Consider the following 17,240-nt stretch of genomic DNA (forward strand, 5'->3'; position numbering starts at 1 on the left):
CTCTGAGCGGCATCGACCGTGTCTGGTCCGGCGCGCGGGCCGCACGCGGGCAGGAGAAGACCCCGCCGCCGCGGGTCCGTCACCTGGCACCGGGCGGCAGAATCGGGACGGTGATCTCGGCGGCGTCACCGATGGGTGTGCTCAGCCGTCGACGGTGACCTGGGTGCCCGACCCGGCGAGGCGCTGGTAGGCGCCGCGTACTGCTGGCACCAGCCGTGCCGCCTCCTCGGGTTCGCTCCGCTCCGAGGGCAGTTTGAGGATGTCGCCGTTCCTCCTGTCGGCGGGGACGTCCTCCGTGCGGGCGACGACAAGCACGTGGAAGTGGCGGTGGTTCTCGCCGAAGGCGAGCAGGTACGTCGCCGGGGCGCCGGTCACCTCGCCGACCGCCGCCGTGAGGTCCCGCGCACGGCGGCCGAAGGACTCCAACTCCGCGTCGCTCAGCCCCGTCAGACGCTCGGCGTGCCGTCGCACGCGCAGAACGAACCAGCCGGGCACGTCGTAGCCGGGCACCGTCTGCCCCGACCACAGGTCGTCACGGAACACCACGGTGGCATCGTCGCTGTCCTCCAGGCCGCACATGTGGCAGTCATGGTTCGGGGAGACGCTCAAGGGTCGCCTTCTTTCCGGTTCGGGTCGGCACGTGGATGCCGCGGCTGCGCCTCGATCAGCGTAAGTCGGTATACGTTATAACAGCAAGGGGCTGATGGACGGGACGTGGCTCAGCACTGCCCGGCGAGCGCCGTCGGCGCCGGGGAGTCGGACAAGGTCAGGGTGGTCACGTACAGCAGGAACAGTGGCTACAGCACCAGGCGCCCAGGCCGCCATCCGTGACTCCCGCTCTCCGCGCCGGGCGAACGCCACGACGCCCGGGAAGCCGTCCGCGACCGCCTGCCCGAGTGCCCCTTCGAGGCCGGCTTCGAAGCCGGCGGCAGGGGAGGCCCGTGCCGGCTCCGCCCGGGGAACAGCCACGGCCGCCGGGACGGCCCCTGCCCCTCCGGCTGCCGCTGCCACCCAGAGCGCGCACACGCCTGCCCACCGGGTCGCACCTCTTGCACGAACCGTCACAACCGCTCCCGCGTCTGTTGTTCGTATCGTTCGTGCCCCAGCGTTCCAAGCTGTCGCAGCAGTTGCCCATCCCGCTGGCACCCGACTGAGACGGAGGACAGCCCCACCCCCTGGAGTGCGGCGCTGTGGACTGGAGCGGCTCCCCTTGCCCGAGCCGCGCCCACGTCGCAGTGCCGGCACCGCATCCGCGATCAGTGTGTCGAGGAGTCTTCCTTGGCGTACCGGTACAAGTCCTGCGACGTGTCGATGAGTTCCTTCTGTTCCTCCGTCGAACCGACCATCGGAGGGGAGCCGTTGAGGGGGAGCTGTGCGCTCTCCGGCAGGAACTTGACGGTGATCAGGCCGATGACGCCGGCTGCCATCAAGTAGTAGGCGGGGACGAGCTTGTTGCCGGTCGCGTTCACCAGGGCCTCCGTCACCAGCGGCGTGGTGCCACCGAACGCCGCGACGGCGAAGTTGAAGCCGATGCCCATCGCCGCGTACCGGACCGCGGTCGGGAACAGGGCGGGGAGCGTGGCCGCGCTCGGCGCGGCGAAGCAGGCGAGGAGGGTGGAGAGGAGGAGGACGCCGAAGACGGGGGCCCAGGTGCCTTCCGACTTGATGAGCAGGAAGGCGGGGACGGCGAGGACGATCATGGCGATCGCCCCGCCCGCGTACAGGGGGCGCCTGCCGATGTGGTCGCTCAGGCGTCCGAGGAAGGTGATGATGACGACGATCCACACCATGCCGATGAGGACCAGGACGTCCCCCGAACTGGTGGAGCGGCCGAGTGTCTCCGTCTGATAGGTCGGGAGGTAGCCGGTGACCATGTAGTTCGTGACGTTGTAGAGCAGGACCAGGCCCATGCACACCAGCAGCGGGCGCCAGTGCTCGCGGACGATGGTCTTGAACTCGCTGCCGACCGATTCCTGCGCGAGGTTCCTCTCGTGCTCGTCGAGCTGCTTCTGGAAGGCGGGGGACTCCTCCAGCTTCAGCCGCATGTACAGGCCGATGACACCCAGCGGTCCCGCGATCAGGAACGGCAGGCGCCAGCCCCAGTGCAGCATCTGGTCGTCCGTGAGGGCGATGTTCAGGACGGTGACCAGGGCCGACCCCAGGGCGTAGCCGACGAAGGTGCCGAAGTCGAGCCAGCTGGAGAGGAAGCCGCGGCGGCGGTCCGGTGAGTACTCGGCGACGAAGGTGGTGGCGCCGCCGTACTCGCCACCGGTCGAGAAGCCTTGCACCATTCGGGCGACGAGCAGGAGGACGGGAGCGGCGATGCCGATGGTCTCGTAGCTCGGGATGAGGCCGATCGAGAAGGTGCCGGCCGCCATCATGATCATGGTGGTGGCGAGCACCTTCTGCCGCCCGATCCGGTCACCGAGCGGGCCGAAGACCAGGCCGCCGAGCGGTCGCACCACGAACGCGGCGGCAAAGGTCGCGAAGGACGAGATCAGCTGCGCGCCGGGGGAGGCACCGGGGAAGAAGACCTTGCCGATGGTGGCGGCGAGATAGCTGTAGACGCCGAAGTCGAACCACTCCATGCAGTTGCCGAGCGCCGAGGCGCCGACAGCCCGCTTGAGCAGTGGTTTCTCGACGACCTGGACGTCCTGCTTGCGGTAGCCCCGCTTGGTGCGCCGAAGCCGGCGGGCCAGTTCCTCGCGGACGTGCTGGGGCAGGCCCGCCACCGACTCCGGCATGCGCTTGCGGACTCTGGAGGTCGGGCCGTCCGAAGGTGTGTGGGACACGTGCCGATGCCGCCTCTCGCCGTCGTCCTCATCTCTTCTCGTCAGGGCCGAGTCTGCGCATTCCGATCACTCGGCGCACCTTGGGGACGGCTTCCCGGTACGTTCCTCGACACACCATCTCGTCACGACGCGCGCACGCACGTACGGCGCCGCGGGCCCTGGCGGACCGAGGTGGTCCGCCGTGGGGGAAGGGCCCGCGGCGCCGCTGAACCGAGGTGTGTTCCGTCAGCCGCCGACGTTCACGTCGATGCAGGCGTAGAAGGCGTTCGACGTGTCGGCGATGTTCCAGACGGCCAACACCTTCTGGTGGCCTGTCAGTGAGCCGAAGTCCACCTGGTGGGTGACCGTGGCGCCCGGCTTCGCGCCGTTGTCGTTGAACTCCGCGATTTCCTGGCCACCGGCGAAGTACTGCCAGGTGCTGGTGGCGTGCTGCGCCGTCAGCTTCCACTCGAAAGTGGTGCTGCGCGAGACCGGGGTGGCGACCCAGCCCTTGGAGTCGTCGTCGAGTTCGGCGAACCGGCTGTTGCCGCCGCTACAGCTGGTCAGCCCCTTGGGGCCCTCGACGCTCTGCGGTTCGTACGTGATGTCACCGCAGGAGACGGTGCCCGCGGCGCACTGGGCCTGCCGGCTGGGCGGGCTGGAGATGTAGCCGTGGGCGCTGGCCGAACCGGCGGGAAGGCTGACGGCGATGACCGGGGCGAGGGCCGCGCCGATGAGCGCGGCGGTCTTCCTTCTGGCGTTCATGCGTACTCCTTCACTTCAGGTCTTCCCGGGGCGTGCGTGAAGTGGGGGCGCACGCTCGGGCCGGCCTCTCGAGGGTGGGGCCAAGAGGCGCGAAGGGGGCAGCGGAAGCCGCCCGACGCAGAGGTCGGGTCAACTCCCGTAAGCGGAACGGCCGTTGCTTGGACTAGACCATACAAGTGGTCGTGGGCCTGTCAAGGTCCCCGCGAGGAACCGACGTCCGCCATACGCACTTGTGCCCCCGGATCGGCGGATCCGGGGGCACAAGTGGTGGCGCGGTGTGCGGAGTTCAGAGGCCCATGGAGGCCTGGAACTCCTCGAAGGAGACCTTGCGGTCGCCGTCGCTGTCGATGGTGTCGATGAGGTCCTGCGCGGCCTCCGCGGTGACACCCGTGTCGCCGAGCTCCGCGACGACCTGCCGGTACTCTTCGGCAGTCAACTGCCCGTCCCCGTCGACGTCGTACCGGTCGAAGACCTTCCGCGCGGCGGCTGTCATGTCGACCACTTGATCCCCATTTCCTTGCTGTTTCGAGACCGCCCCACTCTAGGACGTCCGGACGAAACCCCGGGACACCCGGGGGTGGGTCAGGCTAGCGTCCCCGGTATGTCACCTTCACTCGAGCGTCCCCCGTTTCGGTCCGACGAGCGCACGGCGCTCATTGGCTGGCTGGATCTCCAGCGGCAGATCCTGCGTTGGAAGTGCGAAGGCCTGAGCGATGCGGACGCGCTTCGCTCGGTCGTTCCGACGTCGCCCGCGTTGACGATGGCCGGACTCATCAGCCATATGCGGTGGGTGGAGCACCTCTGGCTCGAAGTGCTGTTCCTCGGTGGGGACAAGACGCTGAACCCGTCCTTCGACGAGTCGGAGGAGGACGCGGACTGGCGCACGGACGGAGTGCCGCTGAAGCAGTTGCTCGCCGACTACGAGGCGCAGTGCGACCGGAGCAACGAGATCGTGGCGGCGGCCTCCCTGGACGACGTCGGCCGCCACCCCGAGCACAACGCGGGCAAGGTGGACCTCCGGTGGATGCTGATCCATCTGATCGAGGAGACCGGGCGGCACGCGGGGCACGCGGACATCGTGCGGGAGCTGGTCGACGGGACGAAGGGCTACTACTGACGTCCCGGTCGGTGGTCCGGTCGGTGGTCCGATCGGTGGTCCGATCAGTGTCCCGGCCGGGGTTCAGTCTGACGCCGCGGCTCCTCGCCCGGCTCCAACGCCGGTGCGGATACGCCGAGATGGGACCGGCACTGCGGGCGCGGCGCCGCCTCCAGGCGCGGGCGGACCGCGCGTGGCCGGACGAACAGGGCCGCCGTGGCGGCGCCGAGCGCGAACAGCAGGGCGCTGCCGACCGCCGCCCGGTGGAACGACGTGTTCACGGCGTCCGGCCGGGTGTAGGCGTCGCCCGACAGGCCGACGGCGAGCGGCAGCGCGGCGACCACGAGGAGCTGGGCCACCCGCGCCGCCGTGTTGTTCACGCCGCTGGCCAGACCGGCGCGCTCCGGCGCGACCGACGCGAGGACGGTCGTCGTCAGCGGCGCCACGAAGAGGCTCATGCCGAACCCGAGCACGGCGACGGCGGGCAGCACATCGGCCGCGTACGTCGACTCCGGGCCGATCCGCAGCATCAGCAGCACGCCCGCCGCCGCGACGACGGGCCCCGCGACGAGCGGCAGCGTCGGCCCCACCCGGCGCGCCAGGTCACCGGCCCGCGCGGACAGCAGCAGCATCAGCACGGTGACCGGCAGTGTCGCCACGCCCGCCTGCAACGCGTCGTAGCCCAGGGCGACTTGGAGCTGTACGGGGAGGATGAAGAGGATGCCGCCGATCGCGGCGTAGAGGCAGAGCGTCATCCCGTTCGCGGCGCTGAACAGGCGCGAGCGGAACAGGGACGGCGGCAGCATCGGCGCGGACCGCCGCCGCTCCACCGCCACGAAGGCGACACCTGCGACGACGCCGACGCACGCGGCGAGCCACGTCGCCACCCCGGACGTACCGCCCGACGCCCCGATCAGCGCGTAGCTCACCCCGGCCAGACACACCGCGGCCAGCGCCGCCCCCGCCTGGTCGAACGGCGTGTCCGCCGCCGCGGCGGCGCGGCTCTCGGGAACGTACCGGAAGGCGATGGCCACCACGACCGCCGCGATCGGCACATTGATGAGGAAGATCCACCGCCACCCGGGCCCGTCGATCAGCCACCCGCCGAGAAACGGCCCCAGCGCCCCCGCCACACCGGTAAGACCCGACCAGGCGCCCACCGCCCGCGCCTGGTCGTCCGGGTGGAACACCGACCGCACCAGCGCGAGCGAGCCGGGCGTCAGCAAGGCCCCGCCCACCCCCTGCAACGCCCGCGCCGCGATCAGCGTGCCCTCCTCCGGCGCGAGCCCGCACGCCGCCGAGGCGACCGCGAACCACACGACACCCAGCACGAGCGCCCGCCGCCGGCCGATCCGGTCGCCCATCGCGCCGCCCCACAGGAGCAGCGCGGACAGCGTCAGCATGTAGGCGTTGACGACCCATTGCAGGGCGGAGAGGGAGGCGCCGAGGTCGCGGCCCATCGTCGGCAGCGCGACGTTGACGACCGTGCCGTCCAGCATCGCCATTCCGGACGCCAACACCACACACGCGAGGATCCACCGCCCGCGCGCCGAGGAGAGCCGGACGCCGGGGGCGGCGTCCGGAGCGGAGCGGGCGGTCGCAGCCATCGGCCACATTCTCCCGGAGCCACCACCCGTACGCGACCGCCGAGGGCACACCTCTAGTGCTGTGTCGGCTTCTGTGGTGTCGCCTCGCTGGGTCGTACGACGACGAAGCCCTCGCCTTCGAGCATGAGCTGCACCGCCTCGCCGGAGCCGCCGCGGATCATCGAGCCCAGCGACTGCGAGCGGTGCAGCGATGTCCGGAGCGCGGCGGTCCAGCCGACGACGGCGTCGGTGTCCACGTACACGGGCTGCTGCGGCGACACCGGGATGACGAGTGGGTTGCCCTCGCAGATCAGGCCGAGGCGGCCGTGCCCGGTGAACACGCTGTTGAACAGCCCGCCGCCGCTGATGCCCGCGCCCTTCACGGTCTTGATGTCGTACGACAGCGTGGCGTCGAAGCACAGCACGTTCCGGCCGTTGACGGTGAACACGTCGCCCGGCTCGATGTCGACGACGAACACGTTCTGCGCCTCTTGCGCGAACCAGGCCTCGCCCTGCCCGCGCACCTTCATCACGGCCAGCCCCTCCCCGGTGACGGCCCGCTTCAGCATGCCGCCGACGCCCTGCCCCTTCCGCTCGAACTTCAGATTCCCCCGGTAGGCGACCATGGCCCCCTGCCGAGCCAGCATCTCGCCGTCGACCACGTACCGGATCGACTTGGCGTTCTGCACGGTCATGCCCGGCGCCGCGGCGGGCTGCACCATGAACTCACTCGCGAAAAGATCACCCTTCATGCGGGCATCGTGGCCCGGAGGGATTCGTTCCTACAAGGCTCAAGTCACGGCTTGGGGTGCGCTTTGGGGCGCAGGACGTGCGGGGCGGAGCACGACTTCGCTGCCCAACGGGGTGAAGCCGCAGGCCAGGAAGGTGCGCAGGGAGCGGGCGTTGCCGGGGGAGACGGCGGCGTAGACCGGTTCGCCCTCGGGGACCAGGGAGAGGGCGTCGGTGAGGAGGGCGCGGCCGTGGCCCCGGCCGGGGGCGTGGGACGCGTGGAGTTCGATGCTCAGCTCGCGGCGTCCCGCGAGACCGTCGGCGAGGGTGACGAGGCCGCGTTCGTCGCCGTGGACGCGGACGTCGGCGCGCAGTTCGCGGGCGTGGCGTACGCGGGGGTGGGTGGCCGTGGAGGCGGTGTCGGTCAGGTCGGGGAGGCGCGGGGCGCCGCCGGTGCCGGGGGCGGTGAGGGTGGCGTCGGTGCAGCCGATCCATCCGGCGGGGCCCGCGAGGCGGCGCAGGAAGTCGGGGGCGAGGGAGGCGCCGAAGCCGTCGGGGCCGTGGGCCAGGACATCGGCGGCGGGCAGCGCGGTCGCGACGACCGCGTGTCCGGTGAAGGCGACGGAGCACTCCAGGCCGCCCGGGAGCGCGGGCAGCACGGTCACCGCGCCGTCGCAGGGCGGGAAGCGGCCTTCGTGGGCGCGGGTGAAGTACCCCAGGAGGGGGTGCGGGTGTGAGTACGGGTGTGGGTCGGTCACCGGGGCATTGTCAGGTGTGGCGGTGGCCCCGCGCACGCGACTCCCGTTTGATCGCCTTCAGGATCACGAACTTCGCGTTGCCCGCGACCAGTTGGCTGTTGCCGAACAGGCGGCGCAGCTTCACGTGGTAGCCGAGGTGGCGGTTGCCGACCACCCACAGTTCGCCGCCGGGGCGGAGGGCGGCGCGGGCCTGGACGAACATCCGGTACGCCGTCGCGTCCGTCGTCGCCTGGTGGCTGTGGAACGGCGGGTTGTTGAGGACCAGGTCCACGCTGCCGGGAGGCGTGTCGGCGAGGCCGTCGCCGACCTGGAAGTCGGCCGAGCCGGGGCGGTCGGCCGCGTTCGCCGCGTACGTGTCCCGAGCCGAGGCCACGGCCTGGTACGACTCGTCCGCGAAGAGCACGTCCGCGTCCGGGTGGCCGAGCGCCGCGCTCGTACCGACCACGCCGTTTCCGCAGCCCAGGTCCACGATGCTGCGCGCGCCCGTGACCTCGGGGAGGTGCTGGAGGAGGAAACGGGTGCCGATGTCGAGGTGCTCCGCGCAGAAGACGCCCGCGTGGTTGACGACGGGCCGGGAAGACAACGGGCCGATGTCCGGTGGGAGTTGGTAGGTGTGCGGCCATGGGTTCGGGCCGGGGGAGAGGGAAAGGTCCGGAGTCGTGAAGATGAGGCGGGCCTTCTTCTCCGCCAGTGACGTACGGGTCGGGCCGATGATCCGCTCGAACAGGTTCAGCGTCGAGGTGTGGATCTCCTTCACCATGCCGGTGCCGAGCACCACCGTGTTCTCGTGCACGGCGGGGCGCAGCCGGTGCAGCTGGTCCTCGAGGAGGGCGAGGCTCTTCGGGACGCGGACGATCAGGACGTCGACCTTGGCGGGCGGGGCGTCCTGGGTGGTGGGGAGGGGCGGGGTCGTGCGCCCGTTGCGGCTCAGGTTCGCGTGCGTCGCCTGCCGGCCGAGGTACGAGTCCGAGATCAGGGTCGGCGTGCACCCGGGCGCCCCCGTGAGCGCGGTGGCCAGGCCGCCCCAGCGGTCACCCACCACCGTCACCGCGCCGGTCAGGTCCGTGCCGGACTCGGCGAGGTGCCGCAGTGCGTACGTGTCCGCGGCGTCCCAGGCGCGGAGCTGCTCGCGCGGGTCCTCCGGGAAGCGGGTGAGGTCGACGTCTCCCCAGGGGGTGGTCAGTCGGGGGGCCGGGGCCTGGGTGGGCTGATCTGTGCGGTTCATCGTTCGGCAAGGCTAGCCGAGTGGGCGCGGTCGTCTGCTCCGCGCCCACTCGGCGTCCACCTCGCACGCACTCTGCGGCTACTCCGGGAAGTCGCCGTCCAGCGCCGCCGCCATCCGCAGATGCGGCGCCGCCTCGTCGTGCCGGCCCTGCCGCTCCAGGGTGCGGCCGAGCATCAGGCGGGCGTACTGCTCCACCGGGTCGCGCTCCACGATGGTGCGCAACTCGCTCTCCGCGCGGCGCAGTTGGGCCGAGTGGTAGTACGAGCGGGCCAGGAGGAGGCGCGGTCCGGTCTGCTCGGGAACCTCTTCGACGAGGCCGTCGAGGACCCGGGCGGCGTTCGCGTACTCCTTCGCGTCGAAGAACATCTGGGCGCGGTCCCAGCGCTCCGCCGACGTCCCGTGGGTGTAGTACGCCTGCTCCGTGTACTGCGTCCTCTGGTGTTGCTGTTGCACTGTTTCCTCCTTGCTCGACCGGCTCAACGGAAGCGGCGGCAGGAGTATTCCGTCAGTCGATGTTGGCCTTGGCCTGCGGCGACACCGGTGACACATCGGGGTACGGGCGCGGATAGCGGGAGCCGATGCCGAAGCGGTCCGCGAGGGTGTCGGCGAAGGCCGCGGCGATACGGATCTCCCCGTTGGGGTTGGGGTGGGTGCCGTCCCAGGTGTGTTCGGGGGCGGAGAACTCGGCGGCGGTCTCCGCGACCACGAGCGGCTCCGCCGCGGAGTCGAGGTCGGCGGCGACGGCGCGAATCCGGTCGTTGGTGGCGTCGACGCGGGCCGCGAAGGCGGGCTCGTCCACGGCCTTCTGGCAGTTCAGTACGGTGCCGAGCGCGATGGCGACGCCGGGGCGCCCGGCGCGGGCCCGCGCCACGAACTCGCGCAGGTTCGCCTCGAACCGCTCGGGCTCCACGCCGTACCAGAACAGGTCGTTGATCCCGAGGAGCACGAGCAGGTACTCGGGGTCGTGCTCGCGGGTCTTCGCCTCGATCTCCTCCTTCTCGTGGACGTAGGGCCTGCCCCACTGCGCGTCGTGGTCGCGGTCGAAGTCCGGGTCGGCGTAGGTGTCGTCGTCGTCACCGACCTCGGCGGTGCGGATGTTGTCCAGGGTGTCCTTCGGCCCGACGAGGTCGAGGTCGACGTCGTGGGCGCGCAGGTGGGTCCACAGGCGGTAGCGCCAGGTCCAGTCGCCGCTGCTGCCGTGCGAGATCGAGTCGCCGACGATCATGACGTTGATGACGTGGTCGTGGTCGTTGGTGGGCACGGTGTTCTCCTCGTACGTGGGCGGGGTGGGTGCCAAGGGGGACGGAGGGCGGTCGGGCTCCGGCGGGTACGTGCGCAGGACGCGTGCCGGTACGCCGCCGATCAGGCAGTGGTCGGGGAACGTGCCGCGGACGACGGCGCCCGCGGCCACCGCGACGTTCCGGCCGAGCCGGGTGCCCGGCAGGACGACGGCGCCCGCGGCGATCCAGCAGCCGTCCCCGATCGACACCGGGTGGTTGTGCGGGGGCTGGGCGCCGATGGGGGTGCTGGGGTCCGTGTACCCGTGGTTCTGGTCGGTGATGTAGACGTTCGGCGCGATGAAGACGTGGTCGCCGACGGTGACGGACTCGTGGGCCACGATGTGCGTACCCCGGCCGACGACACATTCGCGGCCGAGGCGGAGCACGGGGTCCGGGCCGAGGTCCAGGCCGGGGAGGAGCCCGGCGGTGAGTGTCACCTGGCTGCCGACGAGGGTGCCGTCGCCGAGGTGGATCCACGGTTCGCCGTAGCGGCAGCCGCCGGGGAAGCCGATCCGGGCGCCGGTGCCGAAGTACGCGAATCGGTGGGCCTCCGGCGCCTCGCCGGTGACGGCTCCGGTGCGTTCCGCCCACGCCCAGGCCCGGCGCACCGCCGCGCCTCCGAGGGCGCGGGCGCTTCGGCGGGCACGGAGCGTGAGACGTACGGCACGTCCCGTGTGCGGGGTTCCCACGTGATCAGGTTAGGGAGGGGCGGGCGGGCGCGCGCGGCGAACACGGTGACCCTGGCGACGTAAGGGCAGGTCAGGGCCTCACGGTCGGGTGCCGGTCGACTCCGCGCGCAGGGCCGCCTCCAGTTCGAAGCGGGCGTCCGGGTCGGTCAGGGCGGGGCCGAAGAGGCGTTGCAGGTGGTGCAGGCGCTGGCGGGCGGTCTGCGGGTGGATGTCCAGGCGCTCGGCGAGTTCGGGCGCGCTGCCGTGCGGGCACTGGAGGTGGGCGAGGAGGGTGTGGGCGAGGCGGTCGCGCTGTTTCGGGGTGAGTCCGGCGAGGGGTGCGAGGCGGCGCGCGGCCATGAGGCGGACCAGTGCGGGGTCGGCGAGCAGCAGCAGCTCCGTGAGGCGCTGCTCCGCTTCGCGTGGTGCCCCGGCGGGAACGGGTTCGCCGGATTCACCGGATTCACCGGACTGCCCGTGCTCGGCATCAGGTTCGTACTCGTCGTCGCCGGTGGTGCCGTTGCCGTCGGCCGCGCCGTGTTCGCGCAGGGTCCGCGCCCAGCGCAGCGAGTCGGCGGCCTGGGCGAGGGGGACGGCGGGGCCGATGACGCCCGAGCGCTCGCGCAGGAGCCGGTGCAGGCGGGGGTCGGAGAGGCGGGCCTCGGGGTCGGGGACGAGGAGGCAGGGGGCGGGGCCGTCGAGCTCGGCGAGGACGTCCACGGGGAGCGGCTTGCGACGGGCGGGGGAGGCGGCGCCGGGGTCGTGCCCTCGCGGCACCACGCCCGGAGCGGCCCCCGCACCCTCCGCCCTCGAACCCGCCCCCGGCGCCCCGGACCGCGCGCCTTCCGTTCCGGGGGTCCGGGATCGCGCGCCCACCGCCCCCGGACCCGCCCCCTCCCCCCTCGGCCCCAACGCCACCGCCGCCACCGTCTCCGGCAGTGCCCACTCCGCGTCGAGCGCCGCCTGCTCCAACGCCTCCGTCGGTGCCGCGTCCGACGCGATCAGGAGGGTGAGCAGGCGGTGGCGGCGGCGTCCCAGCGTGCCCGCCGCGTCCGCCTGGGCGCGCGCGTACGCGGCGACGGACTCCGCCGCGATCTCGTCGATGTGCGTGAACGCCGTCTCCGCGAGCTGCGCCACCGCCTCCGTGCCCAGGGAAAGCCGCCGCGCCACGCGCGCGTAGCGGCGCCACGCCACCCGGCCGCCCAGCCGGTACGCCGCCTGCAGCGCGTCCAGGCTGCGGCCCTCCGCCAACTCGCCGCGCCCGAGCGCCCGGTAGACCGGCAGGCGCCGCGCGTCGAGTTCGCCGCCGCCCTCGCCGACCCGGTCCACGAATTCCGCGAGGGCGGTTTCCACGCCGTTTTGGATGGACATTCCGAACTGCCCGGACAACGGCCGGGAGAATTCCGGTATTTGCCGCCGGATTTCGTGGATGATCTCGGCCGCGAGGGTGCGGTTCTCCTTGCGCAGCTCGTCCCCGAGGCGCTGCGGAAATGCCGCCCAGGCGCCACCGAATGGCGGCACGGCCGCCGTCCCGGAACCGTTCATCCCCTCACTCCCAGGTCCCTCCCCGGTCGCTCCCGGGTTGCTGCCAGGTCGCTGCCAGGTCCGCCCGTTCGCCGAGTATGGGCCGAGGTTACTCGCGGGTCAAGGTGTTGACGGAAAGTCAACTACCAGTGCTAGTCGCTCGTTCACCAGCGGTATTGCGGATCACTTGAGCCGTGAACTCGGCGAAGCGCTCACTTCGGTGACACCTTCGCCCGCCGCGCGGGGGGATTCCTGGCACCGCCCTGCGCGCCCAACGGCCCGCCGCGCCAACACCGTTGCCCGGCGCCTCGCACGTCTCCTAGCTTCACGCCGTCCGACGCCGCGCTGTATGCGGCGCGCATTCCACATTCCAGAACAAGGGACGGCAAGGGACGGTACTGGAAAATGAGACGCAGGATATTCGGCGCCGCCGCCGCGGGTGCCCTCGGAATTGCGGGACTTGTCTCGCTGGGCTCCCCGCACGCGACGGCGACCGAGGAGCAGCGCCCGGTCGAGTACAACTTCACCAAGGGGTTCATGGCCGGATTCTTCAAGCCCGGCGAGGCGCCTCCCGGCGCGAACGACTGGAACTGCCGGCCCAGCGCCGAGCACCCGCGACCCGTCGTCCTCATCCACGGCACGCTCGAGAACATGAACGACAACTGGCGCGGCGCCGCACCCCTGTTGGCGAACAACGGCTACTGCGTCTACGCCTTCAGCTACGGAGGCGACGAGCCGACCTCGGCCATCCAGGGCACCGGCCACATGAAGGACAGCGCCACCTGGCTCGGCGCGTTCGTGGACAAGGTGCGCGGCGCGACCGGCGCCGCCGAGGTCGACCTGGTCGGCCACTCGCAGGGCGGCGGCCCGCTGCCCCGCACCTACCTCAAGGACGACCCGAGCGCCGCGGGCAAGGTCGACAAGCTCGTCGGCATCACCCCGTCCAACCACGGCACCACCCTCTCCGGCATCACCGAACTCGGCCGCCAGCTGCACCTGTTGGAGCCGGTGAACGGCCTCCTCGACAAGACCGCCCCGGCCCTCGTCGAGCAGGAGATCGGCTCCGACTTCAACAAGGCCCTCGACGCCGGCGGCGACACCGTGCCGGGCGTCGACTACACCGTCATCGCCACCAAGTACGACGAGGTGGTCACGCCCTACACGAACAGTTACCTCAAGGCGGGCCCCGGAGCGGCCGTGCGCAACATCCGCCTCCAGGACAGCTGCGCCAAGGACTACTCCGACCACCTCCAGGCCCCGTACGACCCGATCACCCTCACCCACGTCCTCAACGCGCTCGACCCCGCACACCCCCGCCCGGTGAAGTGCCAGACGGTGCTCCCGCTCACCGGACCCACCGGACCGGTCGAGCAGTAGCAACTGCCGGTGCTCGATCCGGTTTCCGCCCGTCACACCAAGAGTGGCGGGCGGCTCCCATGTGTCGGCGCCTGTGTCCGCACCCCAGGCCGTGTTGACTCGCTGCGTGTGCCACGTATGTTGCTGTGCGTCCCATCTCCGACTCGCGCACCGTTACGTCACTGACACACCCTCCGCGCACTGGGAGCACCATGGACACCAGACCTGCCACCACCCCCGCCGCCACTCCCACCCCCGCCACGACGCCCGGCACCGGCCCCTCCTTCACCCGCCGCCGCTTCCTCCAGACCACCACCGCCACGGCCGGAGCCCTCGCCGCGGGCGCCGGCACCCTCCTCGAAGCACCCCAGGCGATCGCGGCCCCAGCCGCCCCCGCCGCCACCTCCCTCTCCTTCACCGCCGCCACCAACGGCGCCGCCACCCTCGCCCCCTCCGGTGACCGCTTCGTCGCCGAGATCCAGAACATCCTCTGGTCGATCCCGCGCAAGGGCGGCACGGCGACCCCGCTCACCGCCCCCGAACTGGAGCCGACCCGCCCGCAGTTCGCCCCCGACGGCAAGCGGCTCGTCGTCTGCGCCTACCAGGGCGGCGGCTTCCACCTGTGGCTCCTCGACGCCGACGGGTCCGGGACGCCGAAGCAGCTCACCGAAGGACCGTGGGACGACCGCGGCCCGGCCTGGTCCCCGGACGGCACCCGCGTCGCCTTCGCCTCCGAGCGCGGCGGCGACCCCGAGTCCGCCGCCCCGTACCGCATCTGGACCGTCGACGTACGCGACGGAACCCTCACCCGCCTCACCGGCACACCCGGCCAGGAAGGCCCCCAACAGGGCGGCGCCTGGGAGGACTTCGACCCCACCTGGTCCGCCGACGGCACCCGCGTGCTGTTCGTACGAGGCGTGCCCACCGAAGCCGGAACCCTCAAGGCGTCCACCATCGCCTCGGTCGCCGCCGACGGCACCGGGCCGGTCACCGCCGAGCACACCGACGACTCCGGCGCCCAGGTCATGACGCCCGCCGTCGCCCCGGGCCCGAAGGGCCCCCTCGCCTACCTGCGGACCACGCCCGCGCCCGCCGCCACCTGCGCCCTCGTCGTCGACGGCGAACCGGTCGACGTCCCCGGCGACCTCGCCCCCGTGCCACCCCGCTGGACCGGACCCGACACCCTCCTGCTCACCGTCGACGGCCGCTTCCGCCTCCTGCGCCCCGCCGCGCCCAGCGAGGGCGAACAGGTCGTGTTCACCGCCCAGTTGCCCGTCGACCGGCCCCACTACCGCGTCAAGCGCTACGACTTCGAGGCCGGGGGAGCCCGCCCGGTGCGCTCCCCGCACCTGCCCGCGCTCTCGCCCGACGGTGAACAGGTGGCGTTCGCCGCGCTCAACGCCCTGTGGGTCGGCGGCACTTCGGGTGGCCGGGCGCCGCGCAAGGTCGTCCAGGCGCCCGTCACACGCTACGTACTCGCCCCGTCCTGGACCCCCGACGGCAAGGCGCTCGTCTACGCCGACGACCGCGCGGGTCTGTTCTCCGTACGCCGCCACGACCTCGCCAGCGGGAAGGAGACCGTGCTCGCGGAGGGCGGCCGGGTGTTCCCCGCGCTCTCGCCCGACGGGAAGCGCCTCGCGTGTATCGACATGTCCGGCAACCTCGTGCTCCGGGACCTCGACGCCGAAACCGAGCGTGTCCTCGCCGCCCCGATGGGAAGCGGCGGGCTGCCCGGCAGGCCCTGCTGGTCGCCCGACGGCAGGTACGTGGCGCTGTGCGACCGCGGCCGCCTCAACCAGCGCTTCCGCGAGGGCTACAACCTCGTACGCGTCGTCGACACCGAGTCAGGCAAGGCGGTCGTGCACGCGGTCGCGCCGCATGTCTCGATCGCCGACCGCTACGACTCCGGGCCGGTCTGGTCGCCCGACGGGCACACCATGGCCGTCGTCGTCGAATCCGCGCTGTGGCTGCTGCCCGTCCGCCCCGACGGCACCCCGGACGGCGCACCCCGGCAGATCACCGAGGAGGCCGCCGACCACCCCAGCTGGTCCGCCGACGGCCGACACATCCTGTATCTCAGCGCGGGCCGACTCCGCCTCCTCGACGTGGCGAAGGGCACCGCCCGCACGGTCAAGATCCCGCTCGACCACCGCCGCCCCCGCCCCGCCGACACCGTCGTGCACGCGGGCCGCTTCTGGGACGGCACCGGGACCGAGGTCCGGGACGATGTCGACCTCACCGTCGAGGGCGGCCGCATCACCGCCGTCACCCCGCACCGCGCGAGCGGCCGGGGCGCGGCCAAGCGCGTCGACGCCTCCGACAAGACCGTGATCCCGGGCCTGTGGGACGCCCACACCCATCCCTGGCAGTCGACCTACGGCGGCCGGCAGACCGCGCTCCAACTCGCGTACGGCATCACCACCGCCGTCTCCCTCGGCGGCTTCGCGTACGAACAGGCGCGCATCCGGGAGGCCGTGTACGCGGGGGCGCTGGCCGGGCCGCGGCTGCTGGCCACCGGGGAGCTGCTGGACGGGCCGCGTGTCGCGTACAGCATGGGCCGCGCGCACCGCACCCGCGCGGGCCTGCGCCGCTCCCTCGACCGGGCCGCCGCGCTCGACTGGGACTTCGTCAAGACCTATGTGCGGGCCCCGGGTTGGCTGATGAAGGAGGCGGCGTCCTTCGCGCACGAGCACCTCGGCGTGCGCAGCGGCAGCCACCTGTGCACCCCCGGAATCCAGCTCGGCCAGGACCTGACGACCCATCTCCAGGCCACCCAGCGCCTGGAGTTCGGGCACGCGACGACGGCGACGGGACACTCCGGGCAGGACATCCCGGAGATCTACTCGAAGAGCGGGGACTTCCACCTCATCGCGACGCCGTTCACCGCGCAACCGCTGCTCGGCGCCGACCCGGCCCTCGCCGACGACCCGCGTGTCACCACGCTCATGCCGCCGTGGGACACCGCCGCCGTGGAGAAGCTCGCCGGGACTCCGCCCACGGCCGCCCAACTCGCCACCCTGGACACGGAACTCGCGGTCTACCGGCGGGTCCTCGCGGCGGGCGGCCACATCGCGCTCGGCACGGACCAGCCGCTCGTCCCGGTCGGCCTGCACCTCCACCTCGCGCTGCGCGCCCTGCACCGCGGCGGGCTCACGGCGGCGCAGGCCCTGCACACCGCGACCCTCATGCCCGCCCGCGTCTTCGGGGCGGACGCCGACCTCGGCACCCTGGAGGAGGGCAAGCTCGCGGACCTGGCGATCGTCGACGGCGACCCGTTCACCGACTTCGACGACCTGATCCGTACGACGTCGGTACTGCGCGGCGGCGTCCCCTTCCAACAGGACGACCTGGTCGGCTCGTTCGAACCGGTGGCCTCCAGAACACTGAAGGCCACCGGTGACGACTGGCTGGCGGTGGGCCGCCACATGCGCCGCGAAGGGTGCTGCGACGCCGGGATCTGATCCCGGGGCCAGCCTCCGAGC

The 17,240-nt window shown here is 72.1% G+C and carries 14 protein-coding genes; 3 read left to right on the plus strand and 11 right to left on the minus strand.

What is annotated here, in order from left to right; translation table 11 throughout:
• Positions 1-141: 141 nt before the first annotated feature.
• The 4 genes from RBJ65_RS32175 to RBJ65_RS32190 all read right to left on the minus strand — a co-directional run bounded on the left by RBJ65_RS32175 (position 142) and on the right by RBJ65_RS32190 (position 4,029).
• Positions 142-609, minus strand: a complete 468-nt coding sequence (locus RBJ65_RS32175) for a hypothetical protein (RefSeq protein WP_306322789.1) — start codon at positions 607-609, stop codon at positions 142-144.
• 647 nt (positions 610-1,256) lie between these two features.
• The gene (proP, locus tag RBJ65_RS32180) at positions 1,257-2,744 is read right to left on the minus strand and encodes a glycine betaine/L-proline transporter ProP (RefSeq protein ID WP_306322788.1); all 1,488 of its coding nucleotides are present in this window, start codon (positions 2,742-2,744) and stop codon (positions 1,257-1,259) included.
• Positions 2,745-3,017: 273 nt separating this feature from the next.
• Complete coding sequence (locus RBJ65_RS32185; RefSeq protein ID WP_306322787.1) at positions 3,018-3,536, minus strand: lytic polysaccharide monooxygenase auxiliary activity family 9 protein; 519 nt, start codon at positions 3,534-3,536, stop codon at positions 3,018-3,020.
• A 286-nt stretch (positions 3,537-3,822) separates the two neighbouring features.
• Positions 3,823-4,029 (minus strand): EF-hand domain-containing protein, encoded by a 207-nt coding sequence (locus RBJ65_RS32190; protein WP_306322859.1) that lies wholly within the window; start codon positions 4,027-4,029, stop codon positions 3,823-3,825.
• Between the two features lie 108 nt (positions 4,030-4,137).
• Between RBJ65_RS32190 and RBJ65_RS32195 the strand changes: the two genes are divergently transcribed.
• Positions 4,138-4,653 carry a DinB family protein gene (locus RBJ65_RS32195; RefSeq protein WP_306322786.1) on the plus strand — a complete coding sequence of 172 codons (516 nt, stop codon included), beginning with the start codon at positions 4,138-4,140 and terminating at the stop codon, positions 4,651-4,653.
• Between the two features lie 44 nt (positions 4,654-4,697).
• On the opposite strand, the gene RBJ65_RS32200 is transcribed toward RBJ65_RS32195, so the two are convergent.
• The 7 genes from RBJ65_RS32200 to RBJ65_RS32230 all read right to left on the minus strand — a co-directional run bounded on the left by RBJ65_RS32200 (position 4,698) and on the right by RBJ65_RS32230 (position 12,423).
• Positions 4,698-6,239, minus strand: coding sequence for an MFS transporter (locus RBJ65_RS32200; RefSeq protein ID WP_306322785.1), 1,542 nt, complete (start codon positions 6,237-6,239; stop codon positions 4,698-4,700).
• Between the two features lie 53 nt (positions 6,240-6,292).
• The gene (locus tag RBJ65_RS32205) at positions 6,293-6,970 is read right to left on the minus strand and encodes an AIM24 family protein (protein ID WP_306322784.1); all 678 of its coding nucleotides are present in this window, start codon (positions 6,968-6,970) and stop codon (positions 6,293-6,295) included.
• A gap of 39 nt (positions 6,971-7,009) precedes the next feature.
• On the minus strand, positions 7,010-7,705 hold the full coding sequence (locus RBJ65_RS32210; RefSeq protein ID WP_306322783.1) for a hypothetical protein: 696 nt from the start codon (positions 7,703-7,705) through the stop codon (positions 7,010-7,012).
• 10 nt (positions 7,706-7,715) lie between these two features.
• Positions 7,716-8,930, minus strand: a complete 1,215-nt coding sequence (locus RBJ65_RS32215) for a methyltransferase (RefSeq protein ID WP_306322782.1) — start codon at positions 8,928-8,930, stop codon at positions 7,716-7,718.
• Positions 8,931-9,008: 78 nt separating this feature from the next.
• Entirely contained in the window at positions 9,009-9,296 is a 288-nt protein-coding gene (locus RBJ65_RS32220; RefSeq protein ID WP_306322858.1) for a tetratricopeptide repeat protein, read from the minus strand.
• Positions 9,297-9,435: 139 nt separating this feature from the next.
• Positions 9,436-10,899 carry a GDSL-type esterase/lipase family protein gene (locus tag RBJ65_RS32225; protein WP_306322781.1) on the minus strand — a complete coding sequence of 488 codons (1,464 nt, stop codon included), beginning with the start codon at positions 10,897-10,899 and terminating at the stop codon, positions 9,436-9,438.
• Between the two features lie 78 nt (positions 10,900-10,977).
• Positions 10,978-12,423: a helix-turn-helix domain-containing protein gene (locus tag RBJ65_RS32230; protein WP_306322780.1), complete on the minus strand. Its 1,446-nt coding sequence runs from the start codon at positions 12,421-12,423 to the stop codon at positions 10,978-10,980.
• Between the two features lie 384 nt (positions 12,424-12,807).
• Between RBJ65_RS32230 and RBJ65_RS32235 the strand changes: the two genes are divergently transcribed.
• On the plus strand, positions 12,808-13,779 hold the full coding sequence (locus tag RBJ65_RS32235) for a triacylglycerol lipase (protein ID WP_306322779.1): 972 nt from the start codon (positions 12,808-12,810) through the stop codon (positions 13,777-13,779).
• Between the two features lie 191 nt (positions 13,780-13,970).
• A complete protein-coding gene (locus tag RBJ65_RS32240; protein ID WP_306322778.1) occupies positions 13,971-17,219 on the plus strand; it encodes an amidohydrolase family protein in 3,249 nt (1,082 codons plus the stop codon).
• The last annotated feature ends 21 nt before the right edge of the window (positions 17,220-17,240 follow it).

This window comes from Streptomyces sp. KL109B (genome assembly GCF_030766935.1).
GTDB lineage: Bacteria > Actinomycetota > Actinomycetes > Streptomycetales > Streptomycetaceae > Streptomyces.

What these genes read in the sequence shown, in the direction of transcription:
- proP (WP_306322788.1), bottom strand. Translation starts at nt 2,744, where the DNA reads ATGCCGGAGTCGGTGGCGGGCCTGCCCCAGCACGTCCGCGAGGAACTG.
- RBJ65_RS32185 (WP_306322787.1), bottom strand. Translation starts at nt 3,536, where the DNA reads ATGAACGCCAGAAGGAAGACCGCCGCGCTCATCGGCGCGGCCCTCGCC.
- RBJ65_RS32190 (WP_306322859.1), bottom strand. Translation starts at nt 4,029, where the DNA reads ATGACAGCCGCCGCGCGGAAGGTCTTCGACCGGTACGACGTCGACGGG.
- RBJ65_RS32195 (WP_306322786.1), top strand. Translation starts at nt 4,138, where the DNA reads ATGTCACCTTCACTCGAGCGTCCCCCGTTTCGGTCCGACGAGCGCACG.
- RBJ65_RS32200 (WP_306322785.1), bottom strand. Translation starts at nt 6,239, where the DNA reads ATGGCTGCGACCGCCCGCTCCGCTCCGGACGCCGCCCCCGGCGTCCGG.
- RBJ65_RS32205 (WP_306322784.1), bottom strand. Translation starts at nt 6,970, where the DNA reads ATGAAGGGTGATCTTTTCGCGAGTGAGTTCATGGTGCAGCCCGCCGCG.
- RBJ65_RS32215 (WP_306322782.1), bottom strand. Translation starts at nt 8,930, where the DNA reads ATGAACCGCACAGATCAGCCCACCCAGGCCCCGGCCCCCCGACTGACC.
- RBJ65_RS32220 (WP_306322858.1), bottom strand. Translation starts at nt 9,296, where the DNA reads ATGTTCTTCGACGCGAAGGAGTACGCGAACGCCGCCCGGGTCCTCGAC.
- RBJ65_RS32230 (WP_306322780.1), bottom strand. Translation starts at nt 12,423, where the DNA reads ATGAACGGTTCCGGGACGGCGGCCGTGCCGCCATTCGGTGGCGCCTGG.
- RBJ65_RS32235 (WP_306322779.1), top strand. Translation starts at nt 12,808, where the DNA reads ATGAGACGCAGGATATTCGGCGCCGCCGCCGCGGGTGCCCTCGGAATT.
- RBJ65_RS32240 (WP_306322778.1), top strand. Translation starts at nt 13,971, where the DNA reads ATGGACACCAGACCTGCCACCACCCCCGCCGCCACTCCCACCCCCGCC.